General features: G+C 54.2%; 17 protein-coding genes. 5 read left to right on the plus strand and 12 right to left on the minus strand.

The window, feature by feature from the left end; translation table 11 throughout:
• Positions 1-153: 153 nt before the first annotated feature.
• Both LUQ43_RS06715 and LUQ43_RS06720 read right to left on the minus strand, forming a co-directional pair.
• Complete coding sequence (locus tag LUQ43_RS06715) at positions 154-966, minus strand: N-formylglutamate amidohydrolase (protein ID WP_299965451.1); 813 nt, start codon at positions 964-966, stop codon at positions 154-156.
• Between the two features lie 387 nt (positions 967-1,353).
• On the minus strand, positions 1,354-1,851 hold the full coding sequence (locus LUQ43_RS06720) for an adenosine-specific kinase (protein WP_299965454.1): 498 nt from the start codon (positions 1,849-1,851) through the stop codon (positions 1,354-1,356).
• A 175-nt stretch (positions 1,852-2,026) separates the two neighbouring features.
• Here LUQ43_RS06720 and LUQ43_RS06725 point away from each other — a divergent pair, with 175 nt between their 5' ends.
• Together LUQ43_RS06725 and LUQ43_RS06730 are read left to right on the plus strand one after the other, a co-directional pair.
• Entirely contained in the window at positions 2,027-2,788 is a 762-nt protein-coding gene (locus tag LUQ43_RS06725) for a hypothetical protein (protein WP_299965456.1), read from the plus strand.
• Positions 2,789-2,798: 10 nt separating this feature from the next.
• A complete protein-coding gene (locus tag LUQ43_RS06730; protein ID WP_299965458.1) occupies positions 2,799-3,305 on the plus strand; it encodes a hypothetical protein in 507 nt (168 codons plus the stop codon).
• A gap of 35 nt (positions 3,306-3,340) precedes the next feature.
• Here LUQ43_RS06730 and LUQ43_RS06735 read toward each other — a convergent pair whose 3' ends face one another.
• On the minus strand, positions 3,341-3,826 hold the full coding sequence (locus LUQ43_RS06735; protein ID WP_299965460.1) for a cytidine deaminase: 486 nt from the start codon (positions 3,824-3,826) through the stop codon (positions 3,341-3,343).
• 119 nt (positions 3,827-3,945) lie between these two features.
• On the opposite strand from LUQ43_RS06735, the gene LUQ43_RS06740 reads away from it, so the two are divergent.
• Positions 3,946-4,425, plus strand: a complete 480-nt coding sequence (locus LUQ43_RS06740; protein WP_299965462.1) for a GyrI-like domain-containing protein — start codon at positions 3,946-3,948, stop codon at positions 4,423-4,425.
• A 35-nt stretch (positions 4,426-4,460) separates the two neighbouring features.
• Here LUQ43_RS06740 and LUQ43_RS06745 read toward each other — a convergent pair whose 3' ends face one another.
• Positions 4,461-4,742, minus strand: coding sequence for a DUF1294 domain-containing protein (locus LUQ43_RS06745; protein ID WP_299965464.1), 282 nt, complete (start codon positions 4,740-4,742; stop codon positions 4,461-4,463).
• Positions 4,742-5,275: a DUF6125 family protein gene (locus LUQ43_RS06750; protein WP_299965466.1), complete on the minus strand. Its 534-nt coding sequence runs from the start codon at positions 5,273-5,275 to the stop codon at positions 4,742-4,744. Before LUQ43_RS06750 ends, LUQ43_RS06745 begins: the two co-directional genes overlap by 1 nt.
• Before the next feature lie 726 nt (positions 5,276-6,001).
• Here LUQ43_RS06750 and LUQ43_RS06755 point away from each other — a divergent pair.
• The gene (locus LUQ43_RS06755; protein WP_299965468.1) at positions 6,002-6,367 is read left to right on the plus strand and encodes a hypothetical protein; all 366 of its coding nucleotides are present in this window, start codon (positions 6,002-6,004) and stop codon (positions 6,365-6,367) included.
• A 6-nt stretch (positions 6,368-6,373) separates the two neighbouring features.
• Here the strand turns inward: LUQ43_RS06755 and dinB are convergent, their stop codons facing one another.
• From dinB to LUQ43_RS06785, 6 genes are all read right to left on the minus strand, one after another.
• Positions 6,374-7,522, minus strand: coding sequence for a DNA polymerase IV (gene dinB / locus LUQ43_RS06760; protein WP_299965470.1), 1,149 nt, complete (start codon positions 7,520-7,522; stop codon positions 6,374-6,376).
• A gap of 10 nt (positions 7,523-7,532) precedes the next feature.
• Positions 7,533-8,708: a hypothetical protein gene (locus tag LUQ43_RS06765; RefSeq protein ID WP_299965472.1), complete on the minus strand. Its 1,176-nt coding sequence runs from the start codon at positions 8,706-8,708 to the stop codon at positions 7,533-7,535.
• Positions 8,709-8,833: 125 nt separating this feature from the next.
• Complete coding sequence (locus tag LUQ43_RS06770; protein ID WP_299965474.1) at positions 8,834-9,325, minus strand: YkgJ family cysteine cluster protein; 492 nt, start codon at positions 9,323-9,325, stop codon at positions 8,834-8,836.
• A 3-nt stretch (positions 9,326-9,328) separates the two neighbouring features.
• Positions 9,329-10,387, minus strand: coding sequence for a hypothetical protein (locus LUQ43_RS06775; RefSeq protein ID WP_299965476.1), 1,059 nt, complete (start codon positions 10,385-10,387; stop codon positions 9,329-9,331).
• A 134-nt stretch (positions 10,388-10,521) separates the two neighbouring features.
• Positions 10,522-11,508 (minus strand): PEGA domain-containing protein, encoded by a 987-nt coding sequence (locus LUQ43_RS06780; protein WP_299965478.1) that lies wholly within the window; start codon positions 11,506-11,508, stop codon positions 10,522-10,524.
• A 76-nt stretch (positions 11,509-11,584) separates the two neighbouring features.
• On the minus strand, positions 11,585-12,277 hold the full coding sequence (locus LUQ43_RS06785) for a hypothetical protein (RefSeq protein ID WP_299965481.1): 693 nt from the start codon (positions 12,275-12,277) through the stop codon (positions 11,585-11,587).
• A 272-nt stretch (positions 12,278-12,549) separates the two neighbouring features.
• Here LUQ43_RS06785 and LUQ43_RS06790 point away from each other — a divergent pair, with 272 nt between their 5' ends.
• A complete protein-coding gene (locus LUQ43_RS06790; RefSeq protein WP_299965483.1) occupies positions 12,550-13,533 on the plus strand; it encodes a CorA family divalent cation transporter in 984 nt (327 codons plus the stop codon).
• A 98-nt stretch (positions 13,534-13,631) separates the two neighbouring features.
• Here LUQ43_RS06790 and LUQ43_RS06795 read toward each other — a convergent pair whose 3' ends face one another.
• Positions 13,632-14,201: a DUF5698 domain-containing protein gene (locus LUQ43_RS06795; protein ID WP_299965486.1), complete on the minus strand. Its 570-nt coding sequence runs from the start codon at positions 14,199-14,201 to the stop codon at positions 13,632-13,634.
• Positions 14,202-14,348 lie beyond the last annotated feature (147 nt).

A 14,348-nucleotide genomic window follows, 5' to 3' on the forward strand; every position in this document is an offset into this window, starting at 1 on the left:
TATTATTAAATCTGTCCAAATGTTCAGGAAGAATATGAATCAATGATATTACCTGACAGAAGTGATAATATAGGAGAGCGTGTAAATCGCTCTGCATAATCCTGCCGGACCCATTTCAGGAATTCACGGAGAATTCCAACGGGTCAGGTGCTCTTACTCATTGCAGTCGTGATGATCCCAGAACGAGGTCAACACGTCCCAGATCCGTTTATGTAACCTCCCGACCGATCTGCTCCTCTTATCGAAAAACAGGTTCCCCCGCAATTGTCCTGGGTCATACAGGGACCGGTTGACCTCTATCTGTACCCAGGGTATACCTTTTCTCCAGTAGTGCGCATTGGCGATAAATCCCCCGGAGAAGGGGTTATTGATCGCTACCTCGCCCTCATGCGAGAACTCACGCTGGAATCCTTCAGCAAGATCCTGGATCAAGGCTTCCGGGCAGGTGGCAATGCTGCCTTTTTTTGGCCGGCCTTTCCGGTCCCCGTTGTTCCCCAGGCAGATCAGCGGCCGGTTCTTTCCGCTATCCTTCTGTTCTGCTGATCCCACGGGCAGCATCGAGTGGCAGTCAAATGCGATCTTCACGTCATGGTTATCGATCAGTTCGTCGATGCGCTGGGGGTAGGGGAAGTACCATGCCATCATAAGACGATGGATCAGGGGCATGTCAGGAAACAGGCCATCGCGGTACACAGGTTTCCCGTCAATCGTGCGGAGTTTGATGATACCTTCCGGATCACGGGGGGGCAGCGGCAGCGGAGGGCGGTTGAGGTCAACGGCCATGCGGGAGACCGGGGTGTCGATGAAAGCAGCAACAGATTCACAAAAGCCATAGAGTTCCCGGGTATCGGGATCGCTGTAATACCGAAGCTCCTGTTCGTTAAGCACAAGGTGCCCGTTCAGTTCCCGGGGGATCTCCGTTCCCCCGTGCGGCACTGATATAAGGAACGGGTATTTCACGGTCACGATATCTGATTATATCTTTTTGCATGAATTAAGGGTTTCACGCGGGGGATCAACAGAGGCCCGGTCGCTGCCGAAATGTGTTTTGGAAACGAATGCCCCTGGTTTTACGAGCAAAAAGAGCTGCGCGACCCATGTAAAAGGGGATTTTTTAAATACGCTCAATTGTCTCCATTACCGGATCGGGCTATTTAAAACAAACATTCCACTGGAAAGAAAGGGGTATAAAAGGATGATCAAATTGCCGGATTGGCAGGATAATTGATTTTTTTTTATGAAATCCATAACACTGGCTGGAGACACCGTTTTTTATTCTCACCAAAGGGCTCCATTCTGCAATGGTAAACACGGGCAGGTACCGCATGACAGTGCAGATTGCAGGGAGTATGATCAGCGCCGTTTGTATCCGAACTGGCGGAGCAGCCCGGTTCTCCATGCAACACCCTCAGGCCCCTCGACACCTTTAGGCTTCTGACCATCGATCACGCCCAGGATCCCCCGGCCCTGTGCAGACTCAGCAATGATCACATCCGCAGCATTTGCCGTGGCACAATAGATAGTGCAGACCTCCTGGATCATCTTGATCGCATTCAGGACATTGATGGGGTAACAGTCACGCAGGAAGAGGATAAAGGAGTGCCCTGCACCGATCACGCGGGCATTGTCCCGGGCAAGGGCAACCAGGTCACTGTCGTTGCCGTCAAGGCGGATCAGGCAATCGCCGGATGATTCGCAGAATGCCAGGCCGAACTTTGCACCCGGGACGGCACTGACAACCGTCTCGCTGATGTCCTCAACGGTCTTGATAAAATGCGACTGACCGAGGATAACATTGACATCTTCGGGCTTGTGGATCTTCACCACCATGAATTCTACCGGTTCGCTCATGTTTTCCACATGGATGAGATATAAGTGCTATGATAAATGGGTTGTGCCGGGCCCGGTCGTTAACACATGGGGGAGCGCTTGGATCGTGTCAGGGAATCCGGGTACGAATACCACATGCTTTTAACTTCTGACGTGAAATGTCAGGTGAACATACAACTATCCGGCAGGGTATCTCATGACGAATAGACGGGTGACCGGTATCGCTCTTTTCATTGCCCTGTGCTGTATTATTGCGATGATCCCGGTCCCGACCCTTGCCCTGGAACAATCTGTCAGCAATTCGCTGACCCGGGGCAGCAGGTTCACCGTCACTATCACCGGTCTCCCGAACACCGCGTACTATGTCTGGCTGCCGGGAACATTCACGATGACCGGCGAACAATACGACAGACCCCCGGTGATTGCGGATACGGCAAACGTAGTAAAGGATCCCGATGACGGTCCGTATACCATCGGGTCCTACCAGTACTACAATGGAGGCGGACGGACAATTCTCGACGATGTAGCGCCATCCACAGATACGGTGTCCTGCACCAACTACTATGCCAGGGTGACCACAGATTCCACCGGCCTGGCGATCGTTGAATTCAGGACCTCGGTATATACTGCGATCAGGTCCTACTCGGTGAGCGTGGAGAACCCGCAGGCACCGGAGAACACCAACCTGAAAGTCGAACAGACAGTCTACAGCAGGTCGGCATCCCGTCCCCTGATCAATACGCGGTCCCCCACAGCCACGGTTGTCATTACGACTGCCATTCCAACACCCACGCCATCGCCCACCCCGTTGCCAGCAACAGTCCTGCCGACAACAACAGCCAGTCCCCTGCCATCACCCGTCCCGACCCGTACCTCCCCGCCGGGTGCAGGAGACGCAATTATCGCTGCGGTTGTCGTGGGCACATGTCTTGCGGTACGGGAGCAGAGAGATCCCTGAAGTGCGTGTTATGGCAGACGATACCTGTGACAGAAAGAGCGATGCCTGCCAGCAGGGAATGGATGCCATCCAGAGGTTCTTTCTCCGCCCGTTCTTTCTGAGCTGCACGATCGGTATCCCGTTCTGCCTCTTCAAGATCCTCTTTGGCCTGAGCATGATGCGGGCCGGATCTTCAACCGGGGGATCACTGGTATTCTGGGGACTGGTCGTGACTACCTGGGCAGTGGCTGACCTCCTGATGAATGCGGGAAAATCGGTCCTCGACCTGTTCCACTACACAGCACCGTTCGAGTACTGCACTATTGCCCAGCTCGGGCGTATCCTCGGCATGCCGCTGGTCTTCCTAGCCTTCGATACCCTGCTGACCTTTGTGATCATCTCCGCCATGCTCTGGACCGGGTGGATCGCAACCCTGACACCGGTTGAATCGATCCTCTGGTACGCAGCAACAACCATGAACCTGATCAGCCTCTCGCTCGTCTCGCTCTACAACGAGATCCGCCGCGGGAAAAACTGACGGGATTCAACCGTGCAATCTGAAAAAGAGGGCAATTATTTGGCGTCGTCGCCAAGCGATTCCCGGCTCCGCATCTGGTACAGGACCATCGGGTCCATCTCCTTGTAAGTATCAGCGCTGGTCCGCATGATCACGTTGGTTATCCCACAGTTGACGATCATCTTGGAGCAGAGGAAGCACGGCCAGATCTGGGTGATCCCGTCGGTCTCGACATCGAACCCGGAGAGGTAGAGGGTGCAGCCCCGGGCATGCTTGCCGGCCTGGAGGAGCGCGTTCATTTCGGCATGGACGCTCCGGCAGCGCTCGTAGTTCGATCCTGATGGGATGTTATGCTCCTTTCTCCAGCAGCGGTTCAGCTCCGTACAGTCCATCTGTTTTCTGGGTGCGCCGGTGTAACCGGTCGATACGATGGTATTGAATTCATCGACAATGATCGCGCCGAAATTGCGCCGAAGGCAGGTGCCCTGGCGGGCGCAGCGCGAAGCAAGGTCGAGGAAATACTGGTGCCTGTTGGTCCGCATTCAAGAGTGTATGGAAAATCCCGGTATTAAAGAGGTGGGGTTTGTACGTGAGCCGACACACTTTCACGCCACACAATCCTCAGGCCTTTAAAGGAACGATGAGATGGTGAATAGTAGTTATGACAGAGATTACCCTTGTTGATGTCCCGACCCAGAACGTGCTTGGGACACAGAAGACCGGAACCTATGCCCTGATCCCTGAACTCCTCATGAACCTCGTTGAGCATATGCAGAAAAAGAAGATCGCTATTGCCGGAGCACCGATCTTTATCTGCCATGAGACTTCCCCGGAGGCCGTGAACGAGGCAAATGAGAAAGGGACAGCAGAGATCGAGGTCGCATGGCCGGTGGCGGAGCCAGTGAAAGGAACAAAAGAGATCAAGGCGTACGAACTTCCCGGAGGACAGATGGCCCATATCACCCACAAGGGACCCTATGCTTCCTGCGAGCCGACTTACCTCAGGCTCTTTTCATGGATAGAGGAAAAGGGCCTGGTCATCAGTGGCCCGGTCCGCGAAGTATATCCCAATGATCCACGGGAGGTTGCGCCAGAAGAGATCGTCACCGAGATCTATGTGCCGGTCAGACACCTGGAATAACCCACGACAGTGCCATAAGCAGCCTGAGGGTAGTATTACCGGAGAATACCGGTCAGCAGCCAGATAATCAGGATCGCGTGGATAATGGCAAAGATCGGCACAAGCCAGAACTTCACTTTCTGCGTCTTGTGCCGGAACAGGCACATGGCGGCAAATGCTCCAAACGGCCCGAGAAGGGCCAGCACGAGCAGCGTGCTCTCGCTGATCCTCCATGCGTTCCGTCTCGCCCGGCGCTTGTCCCATGCAAAGGCACAGCCTGCAACCAGGTTAACGCAAAGATAGATCAGCGCGGGGATCCCAAGTCCATTGATCTCCATCAGCACCCGCCGGTCTTATCGAGATAAAAGCGCCACTGGCAGAACATATCCGCGGGATGGGGATCGGGGGGGGCAAACAGGCATTCCACCCGGATAGCCGGGTCAATCGCCTGCGCAAAGGAGGTGAACTCCGCCCGGTGCATCTCACGGCAGACGTACTCCCCCTGCCCCCTGCGGAGCCGGGCCTCCTGCGTAGGGCACGACGGAACGGAGATGATCACCTCGTCCTCCCTCTCCTCGATGGTGTATCCGACGATCATTGCCCACGGGAAATGCCGGAGGGCTTTGACAAAACCGGGGAGTCCTTTTTCTGTGATCGTGAAGCGGCGGGCGATGTCCTTTGCCGCCATGCCGGCCACGCGTCCCCAGACATCTTCGTTGATCTTCTCCGCAACCGGCTGCCCGTACGTGTCAGAGATGTTGATGAACCAGAAGGCGTCCACGACCCGGTAATGCCAGAGAAGGAATTCCAGGTACTGGTGTTTGTCTGCATCGGTCATGCCATCAAAGAGCTCGAGGTTCATGTAACTCATGGAGGGATCACTTCAGGGATGGAAAGTGTCGTTCCGGGGTTATATGAACGTTGTTGTCTGTGTGCCGGGTGCAGAGATCGGGCATTTCAATAGGAGGTCAGTATTAGTTACTATTTTTTCAGGCAGGGTCTGCTGAAAATTTTTTTGAGCAGGGTCCGGTTGATCGGCTCGCGGATTTCAAGCAGGGGCTGAGGGGGTGCCTGAAATTTTTCAGGCAAGGTCCGGCAAAAAAATTTCAGGCAGAGTCTGCTGAAAAATTTTCAATCAAGGTCTGCTCAAAATAATGTAAGCAGGGTCTGTTTCATTTCAGGTTTTTCTTACGACGGAACCCGGTTTTCTGGTTTTACGTTCATACAGATCTGTTTAACTTTTTGCAGGTAAGGTCTGCCTGATTTTTTTTAAGCAGGGTCTGGTCAAAAAATGTTGAGCAAGGTCTGGTTGATCGGCTCGCGGATTTTGAGCAGGGTCTGAGGGGGTGCCTGAAATTTTTCAGGCAAGATCCGGCAAAAAAATTTTGGTCAGAGTCTGCACAAAACCCACCCAACCCACCATTATTCCACAACTATCCAGGCCATTATCTGGCCGGGTAGTACGGGGAACTGATCTCCAGGAAAAACCAGATGACAGAATGGATCTGTCAGATCGCTACAAAAGTTTGTGATCACTGCGCCGGATTCATGTGATACCAGAACCTATTCGTACTGATCATACAGGCGAGGGCAGAAGATGCAGGAGATCACGGTAGAGACGATCATCGGGATGCATGACAGGATCCTGGCAAAAGACGGGGGCGATGACCGGATCATCTGTGAAGGAATCCTGAACGAGGTAGTATTCCAGGCAAACCTCCGCGAAGAGGGGATCCCCCGGGCTGCAACAGTCTTCTGGTCGCTCTGCGCCTATCCTGCATTCCGCGAGGGGAACAGGAGAACAGCATACCACCTTGCAGAGGCGATCCTCTCAACAGGCCATTCACCGGTCTCCCTGCCCTGTGACGAACTGCGTGCACTGGTGCAGGGCATTGCGGCATACACCGTTGAGATCGAAGACGTGGAGCAGGTGCTGGAACGCCATGCAAAAACAGGTAGGTAAACTCGTTTACAGGCAAAGCGTTGCCTGAAGCGCATCCGTCTTCTCAAACGACGACAACCGGATCCCGATGAGCCGGATCTTCCGACCGTCATAGACCTCGCGGAAAAGGATCCGGACAAGGGACCGTACCGTTGCAGGATCGCGGGAATAATGCGATAAACTACGACTTTTATTCCGGGTGATGAAACCCGGGTACCGGATCTTGAGCGTCAGGGTTTTGAACCGCAACTGTTCTTCTGCGAGGGTATCGCAGACACTGCTGGCGAGAAGGTCGAGCGTGGAAATTATAACCTCCGGATCATCCGTATCCATATCGAATGTCGTCTCCCGGGAGATCGATTTCACATCATGAGAATCAACAATCTCACGATCATCGTTGCCGCACGCCAGCTGGTGCAGGGCGATTGCACTGCGGCCAAACCGGCCGATCAGATCCTGGACATCATGCCCCAAAAGATCCCCAACAGTCCTGATCCCCATCTCGAGCAGCAGGGCCTCTGCTTTTTTCCCGACACCGGGAATCTTCCTGACGGGAAGGGGATCAAGGAAAGCCTGCAGAGCGGCGGGGGGGACGACCGTAAGTCCGTTGGGTTTCTTGAAATCCGAGGCTATCTTTGCAACGGCCATCGACGGGGCAATACCTATCGAGCACGAAAGTCCAAGCCGGTTCCGTATGGCTGCCCGGATCTCTTCTGCACGCGCTTGAGCATCCGGGAAATTCCCCACCGGGCTTACATCGAGAAAGGCCTCATCGATACTGACCTGCTCCATCAAAAACCCGTATGACCGGAGGATCCCCATCACTGCAACCGATGCCTGAGTATATGCAGGAAAATCCGGTGGCAGGAAGATCGCGTGGGGACAGAGGACAAAGGCCTGCGAGATTGGCATTGCCGACCTTATGCCGAATGCCCGTGCCTCATAGGAGCAGGTTGAGACAACACCCCGCCCTTTTCCCTGCTTTGGATCTGCACCGATGACAACGGGTTTACCGGCAAGGTCCGGCCGGCGCTGCACCTCCACCGAGGCATAGAAACTATCCATGTCGAGATGGATGATGATCCTCCGATTCTCTGCCGCTATTTCCCTCTCCACACCATGCAATGCATCCGGATATGCCGTTATCGCAGGGGGATTAACCGTAACGGGCACCATACGTCGGACCTCACCCTGCTGCCGGGATGAAATCGCCAAGCCTGCACTGCCGTTCGCGGATAACGGACCGGAGGAGTTTTCCTTCCTCGATGAACCGGGTGACCGGAAGGGTGAACTTCTCTGAAAGGTACCGGAGGGCGGGCTGGATTCCCTCAAACTCGGAGGCGGGCTGCTGCATTGCGCTCCGGACATTCTCCCGGACATTGAAGACCCCCATCGGTACATAGCCCTTCCGTGCCTCGCGGAGGATGATCGCCCCGGCCTGCCTCTGTTCGCGGGCGAGCGATTCGAGAACTGCCATCTTGCAGGAGTAATAGCATCCGCCAAGGGGGGAGTACGTGGTCTTTTTCTTTGTACCTTCATGATCCGAGAAGACCAGTTCCTCGTTGCCCAGCACGTGGAGAAACGCCTCCGACCACTCATACTGCCATGCGGTTGGCATCAGGATGACCGCGTAATGATTATTGAGGCTGGAGAACTCGTGCACCCGCCAGGTATCGATGACCGGCTGCTTCTTTACTGCGGTAAGCAGCCGGTCACCGATGATCGTGTCGCAGGCCGTGATCGACCATCTCGTTGGGACAAGACGGCGCCCCCGCTCCTGGCCCATCGTCCCCACCGAGAATGCCTTCTGGATGCCCGAGAAGGGAACGCCGTCCTTATGCAGGTCCATCACCGCATCGGCGGCCTTCAGATCGGTATCGTAGAACACCTTCTCCAGATCATGGTTCCACCGTCCCGCCTCGATATCGAAGCGCTCGATCGGCGCACTGGGGCCAAACGGTGTGTGCTCTTCAGAGAAGGATTGCCCCTGGGGTGTGCTGGTGAAAGCGATCTCGCTCTCAAGGGAAGACGCTGACAGGGAGATCTCCTGGAGCTTCCCGACAAAACGGGTATCGAGATCACCGGCATTCACCTGCTGTTTTCCCCGGATGAGGTTCATCCGGTACCCGATGATCTCATCCTGTGTCTTGTTCCCGGAGATCCAGGCTTCTGGCATATCCATGACCGTTGTATCGCCATGCATCGGGGCGACCATGGGGCCGGCAAAGACATCCGGGTAATTCCAGCTCCCGACAAATACGGACGGGGGAGTACTGCCTTCAATCTCCTTTCCCATAGCAACAGACTGCATCGGCATCGTGGATGCGGTAAGTTGCCGGAGATAAGCACCTTTCCCGATCATAGTCTGATGAGAACGAGGGCAGCAGATCATTTAAGGGGGATACCGTGCGGGTTGAAAGTGAACCGGGGCATGTATACACAGTACTGCAGGAATGTATGATGGGGAAACGCTGATGAAATACCGGCCTACCTGCGTACTGAATAGCCAGCTTGTCTGAGGGTGCGAATCATCGCATCCTCCCACTTCTGGTCATCCGGCTCGTTATTCACATCTATGCAGTCATCCCAGATCTTTATCAGGAGCGGATCATCGGAGCAGAGCATCCGGGAATACCTGATGCGCCCCGCCAGCCGGCCTGCATGATCGAGGATCAGCAGCCGCCAGCATTCGTAATCCCGACAGATCTCCGGGCGGGTCCGGTGTACAGTACATAAGGCATTCCCGCTACCCGGCTGGTGCCGGAAAAACGGACAGGTATGGGGGAATTTTTCAAAGATGCTCCTGTCATCAAACAACCCGCGCTTGTCCGGATCCACTTCAACCGGGGTATCTTCCCCGGTATACGTATTGTGGAGCAGGAAGCGGTAATCCCCGTACTCTTCACGGATCACGTGGACGTACCCGAGATTCCGGCAGCATTCCCCACACTGGCTACATTCGAACGCCAGGGGGATCACCCCTTAATGGATGGCCATGACCATGAACACCAGTTCGAACGCGATCAGGATGATGACAACCCATTCCAGGAAATTGGAGTGCTGGATACGCACTTCATCCGAGAGCATCGAGTAGTTCTCCTGGATCACCTTTATCTTGCGGCTGACGCTCTCGCTCCACTGGCCGCTCCGGAGTACTCTGAGCGCCGTTGCATAGACGCGGGCATAGTAGACATCCTCCGTCACCTTGATCAGGTTGTTGACCTTCTCAATGATCTCGGAGATCTCCGCCGAGGTCTCCATGAGTTTCGCCATGATCGCGTGGTACTGGCGGCCCCGGTGGAACTGGGACATGCGGTCTGCATGCTCGATGTCGTCATACATCTTCTCCATCTCCCGGGTCAGTTCACGGTCATAGTACCGGAGTTCCAGCACCTGCACGTTCGCGAACTCGATGAGATCAATGAGATCCGTCGGGCTCTCCGGGTTGCAGAGAAGAGCTGAATCCCACGAGAGGATGGCAAGGTCATCCGTTGTGTAACTGAGGGAGTTCTTCATTATCTCGTCGCGGATCTGCGGGGAAAGGTTGGTATTTTCTCCTATCAGGAGCGCGACCGGGTCAATGGAATCATCCCGGTGGTCGGTGACATAGATCGAATAATCCTCATAGAAATCCGGGTTGATGGCAAATCCCTTGATGTGCGGGCGGATGATCTCACCGAGCGTCTTGAGGTACTGGACATAGTACTCTGCAAGACCTTCCTGACCTGCAAACAGGAATGCGAGCTCCTCCAGTTCCGCGATTGCAGCCTCCTGGTTCTCGTAAATGAAACAGAAACTGATAACCCCGATATCGTACACCCGGGCTACCACAGAGAATTCAAACGGCCTGCCGTCCCGCTCCACCCGGATCGGGTTCATCTGGATCATGAGCGGGGGGTCTTCAAGCATGATCGATTTGGGTTTGACCCGCACGAAACTGCTCCTTGCAGTAAAATAATTCTGGGCAAGCGCCTTTTCAAGCCAGTCGAGATCGATCTCCCGGCCAATATCGTATATCCGGTAAAACCGGAGTGAAATCATGATTATCTCTCCTTTAAAATCCAGGTATCTGTATCAGAAATAATGAACAACCATGAAGATGATAAAGCCTTGCGACATTCCACCATCCTAGGAAAAAACGGGGATTATCCTGGGCAGGACTGCCTAAAAAAGGATTATTTCCGGGAGAGCGCCGACACCATGGCGCACGCAATCAGGAGAGAGAGCCCGCAAATCCATACGGGGAGGTGGGATTTCTGGGTCGTGGTAACCGGGACGGTGGTGGTGCCCGGCTGGGCGTTGAGGGTTGCGTACAGGTCAACCGACTCACCCTTGGCAGGATAGGTGTCGATCGTGCCGGTATAAGGCACGTACCCTCCCTTGTAGACTGTGAACGTCTTGTAGGGGGTGCCGGTCACATAGACCTGCACCGTCAGGTTCCCCTGGGTAATCTGCCCCTTTGCATCATTATCGAAGGAGACCGTGGCACCGTCAACATTGCAGTGCACCACGTACCAGCCGATATTCCCACCGATTGTCGCCGGTGTGGTTGAGGTCGTCGCCACCGGGTTAAGGGTGGCATAGAGATCAACAGTCTCACCTTTCCCCGGAATTGTGGTGAGCGCCGATGTATATGAGGTATACCCATCCTTTTTCACGGTAAAGTCCGTGTAGGGTGTGCCGGTGCTGTAGACCGCCACATACACTATCCCCTTCGTGATCTCACCCCGGTTCGTTTCATCAAACATGACCGTGGCACCATCAACATTGCAGTGCACCACATACCAACCTACGTCGCCACCTACCGCGGTCTCGGTCGTATCGGGAACCGCGTTGAGGGTTGCATACAGATCAACAGATTCTCCTTTGGACGGCACCCGTTCGATCGAAGAGGTAAACGTGGAGTAGCCGTTCTTCTGGACACGGATCGTTGAATAACCTGTGGCGGTTGTCGATACCGGGACAGTGAGCGTTCCCAGTTGTACCGTCCCCACATATTTGTCATCAAGATAGACTTTTGATCCATAGACATTACAATGGATCACATACCATCCCTGATCGCTGTTATCTGTTGTTGTATCCGCTGCAACAGAGGCAATACCTGCGGTCAGCAAAACAAGGATCATCACAATCCGGTACCCGTTCTCCATACGCATCACCATTTCTTACAGATTCCTTTGAGGGAATCTTATAAAAAACCGCGCGAACTGATATCGGGGGGAAAATAAGAAAAAAGGATTATTTGCGGGAGTGCCATGCAAAAGCACTTCCTGCAACGCCCAGCCCGGCAAGGAGGGTACTGAACAGTAATGGGGATTTTTTGGTTGTTGTAGTTGCAACCGGTGCATTTGTCGTGCTGACAGGCAGTGAAGTTACCGGGGCCACGAGCTGGAAAGTACACTTGGTATAGATATCATCAACACCAGGCAGGTTGAATGCATCAGAAAGGGCAGCAGCTGCCGCAGAATCCTGCACGCTCCCGGTGCCGGTGAAGTTGAATACAAGGTTGCCGGTCTTCGTGTTCACGACCTGGCCGGAATACGATCCCGTTGTATCCATTACTATGTTCAGGCTTCCATCCTTACCGGGGCTTTGCACGATCACGTAATATGTTGCCGGGGGAAGACCTGCAGTTTGGTACGTCTTCGAAAATGTTCCATCAGTATTGACCGGAACCGTTGAGACATTCACATAATTCCCTGCAAATGCCCAGATCTGGACACCCGCAGTGAGATTCCCACCGGTTGCCACACCACTGACAGTGACAGGATCGCCAACCGCTGCCTGAGCGGGAGAGACTTCAGCCGAGATAAATGGCTGCGCCGCGGTGGTCGCATTGACAGATGTGTCGGTCCCGGAAACGGGAGCCGCGATAAGGGCAATCAGCAGCACAGTACAGAACAATACACTGTATGAAGATATGCTTGTCATACCGGGAAATAGGGTGGACATCAATATCATAGTTCTGGTTTTCCCGGAGCCTAATGGGGGTGTATCCGGAATCAGGTTCCTGCAGCCAGGACCTGTGGCTACATTTATACACATCCGGTTGCAATAGCTCGTATATCCCCTGCATATCCGGCACCGGCCAATAATCGTGAGGTGTTACCATACCCGACCAGAGCATCCCGCAGACTTCCCCCACCTTACCCATTCCCCTCAGTTTTTGCATTCTCCTCTATCCTGACGGCAGGATCGAACGCATGGTGGATCACCCGGTTGACGAGTATTTTGCTGCCATAAAGGACGCCAGCATCGCCTGGATCGATTGCAGTATCAAAGACGAAGAGAGGGAGATGGAACCGCTCACCCTGCGTGCCGGGTTCACCAAAGTCCCCATCCCCAAACTCGCGCACGGATTCTATTCGGCATACGAGGACTATGACACGGAACTGGGCATCATGCTCCCGTCCGTCACGGTCAAAGGTGAGAAGATGACCGTCCACCCGCTCTTCATCCTGATCCGGGAGAAACTGGTCCTCACTGTCCACTCCGACGAGATCAACCGCCTGCTGCGGTTCTCCCGGTACGCCCAGCCATTCTTCAAGCGGATTGCCGCCGAGAGCGTACCTGACAAGATCACGCTCACCCTTGAACGGATCATCGATGAGAACAATGACCGCAACTTCGAGTATCTCCGCGAGATCGAGATGCACGGGGATGCGATCAGCAAATCGCTCATCGAGGAGAGCGTGGCAAAGAAGAAGATCGCCCGTGATATCTACCGGATGAAACATGTCCTCATCGATTACCTGAATGTCCTCTGGGCCACCAAGGATGTGGTCGATTCTTTGCGGTATGGAGACGCCGACCTGATCACCAATGACGAGAAACTGCTCGGCAGGATCGGTATCCTGTCGGACAATATCGACCGCCACATCGAGCTCTCCGAGCAGATGTCAACCGTGCTGGCATCCGGCCTTGAAGTGATGCAGAGCATCTACAACAACCAGCTCCAGACCACGAACAACCGTTTTGCCCTTGTCACGGCCTACCTCACGGTGCTCGGCACCGCATTCCTTGTCCCGAACACCATCGCCACGGTTGCCGGGAGCGGGGTGATGGAAGGAACCATGGCAGCACAGTGGTGGTATGTCCCCCTGCTCTTTGGTTCAACCATTGTTGCCACGGTTGTATCGCTTCTCTGGGTGGTGCACGTCTGGAAAAAGAAAGAGGAAGAGATATAACCCGCAGCCCGTGAGAATTATTTCCAGACCAGCCCCGTTACATGGCAGGGTGCCTCCCGTCGCATCAGGAGGCAGAGCATGGGGGGTACGGGTAACGATTACATCCCGAAAAAACCGAGGATCCTGCTCTTGGGATCCTTGTAGAAGATCCGTGCACCGTCTTTGATGTTCCGGACATCCTCAACCGTATACAGGATATCGGGATACTCTTTTGACAGGACGCTGAGCAGCCGTCCCAGTTCAGTCCGGGGAACGATCATCAGGATGATAGTGACCGTTTTGGAGAAACTGCCCTGCCCTTCGATCCGCGTCATGCCATATCCAAGGGTGGAGAGATGGGAGACGATAGGCTGGGGATCGTTGGGAGTAATAAGCCGGACGATGACATCGCCGATCGAGATCATGTTCTCGATCTGCATACCCAGGAGCGTCCCGATACCATACCCTGCAAGGTAGGCAAAGAGATTCCAGTAATCGGTGAGGTTGGTTATCACAAGCCCTGTTGAGATCAGCCAGATCCCGGTCTTGACAATCCCGACACAGGCCGCAAGGTTCGCGTGACCTTTGCTGATATAGATCGTACGGATTGTTTCAAGAGCAGCTTCAAAAATCCGGGCTACCAGGATCAAAACCGGGATTGAGATGAGTATTGCAGCAAGGTCTGGCACGATGACGATTCACTTCTGATTAGAATATTCTCACCGGTCTGTTTGAATACCTTACGGAATGCGATGGCCACTCACGATTTTACAGGTCACCAGTACCGTGGGAAAAACAGACAGATAGGGGACTGCCAGGATAAGTATACCTGAGAT

Source organism: Methanoregula sp., from assembly GCF_028679125.1.
GTDB lineage: Archaea > Halobacteriota > Methanomicrobia > Methanomicrobiales > Methanospirillaceae > Methanoregula.

Bases quoted from the DNA above. Each gene is read 5' to 3' on its own strand.
- LUQ43_RS06790 (WP_299965483.1), top strand. From the start codon at position 12,550: ATGGTGGATCACCCGGTTGACGAGTATTTTGCTGCCATAAAGGACGCC.
- LUQ43_RS06725 (WP_299965456.1), top strand. From the start codon at position 2,027: ATGACGAATAGACGGGTGACCGGTATCGCTCTTTTCATTGCCCTGTGC.
- LUQ43_RS06730 (WP_299965458.1), top strand. From the start codon at position 2,799: ATGGCAGACGATACCTGTGACAGAAAGAGCGATGCCTGCCAGCAGGGA.
- LUQ43_RS06755 (WP_299965468.1), top strand. From the start codon at position 6,002: ATGCAGGAGATCACGGTAGAGACGATCATCGGGATGCATGACAGGATC.
- LUQ43_RS06785 (WP_299965481.1), bottom strand. From the start codon at position 12,277: ATGACAAGCATATCTTCATACAGTGTATTGTTCTGTACTGTGCTGCTG.
- LUQ43_RS06750 (WP_299965466.1), bottom strand. From the start codon at position 5,275: ATGAGTTACATGAACCTCGAGCTCTTTGATGGCATGACCGATGCAGAC.
- LUQ43_RS06735 (WP_299965460.1), bottom strand. From the start codon at position 3,826: ATGCGGACCAACAGGCACCAGTATTTCCTCGACCTTGCTTCGCGCTGC.
- LUQ43_RS06765 (WP_299965472.1), bottom strand. From the start codon at position 8,708: ATGATCGGGAAAGGTGCTTATCTCCGGCAACTTACCGCATCCACGATG.
- LUQ43_RS06745 (WP_299965464.1), bottom strand. From the start codon at position 4,742: ATGGAGATCAATGGACTTGGGATCCCCGCGCTGATCTATCTTTGCGTT.
- LUQ43_RS06720 (WP_299965454.1), bottom strand. From the start codon at position 1,851: ATGAGCGAACCGGTAGAATTCATGGTGGTGAAGATCCACAAGCCCGAA.
- LUQ43_RS06775 (WP_299965476.1), bottom strand. From the start codon at position 10,387: ATGATTTCACTCCGGTTTTACCGGATATACGATATTGGCCGGGAGATC.
- LUQ43_RS06740 (WP_299965462.1), top strand. From the start codon at position 3,946: ATGACAGAGATTACCCTTGTTGATGTCCCGACCCAGAACGTGCTTGGG.
- dinB (WP_299965470.1), bottom strand. From the start codon at position 7,522: ATGGTGCCCGTTACGGTTAATCCCCCTGCGATAACGGCATATCCGGAT.
- LUQ43_RS06780 (WP_299965478.1), bottom strand. From the start codon at position 11,508: ATGGTGATGCGTATGGAGAACGGGTACCGGATTGTGATGATCCTTGTT.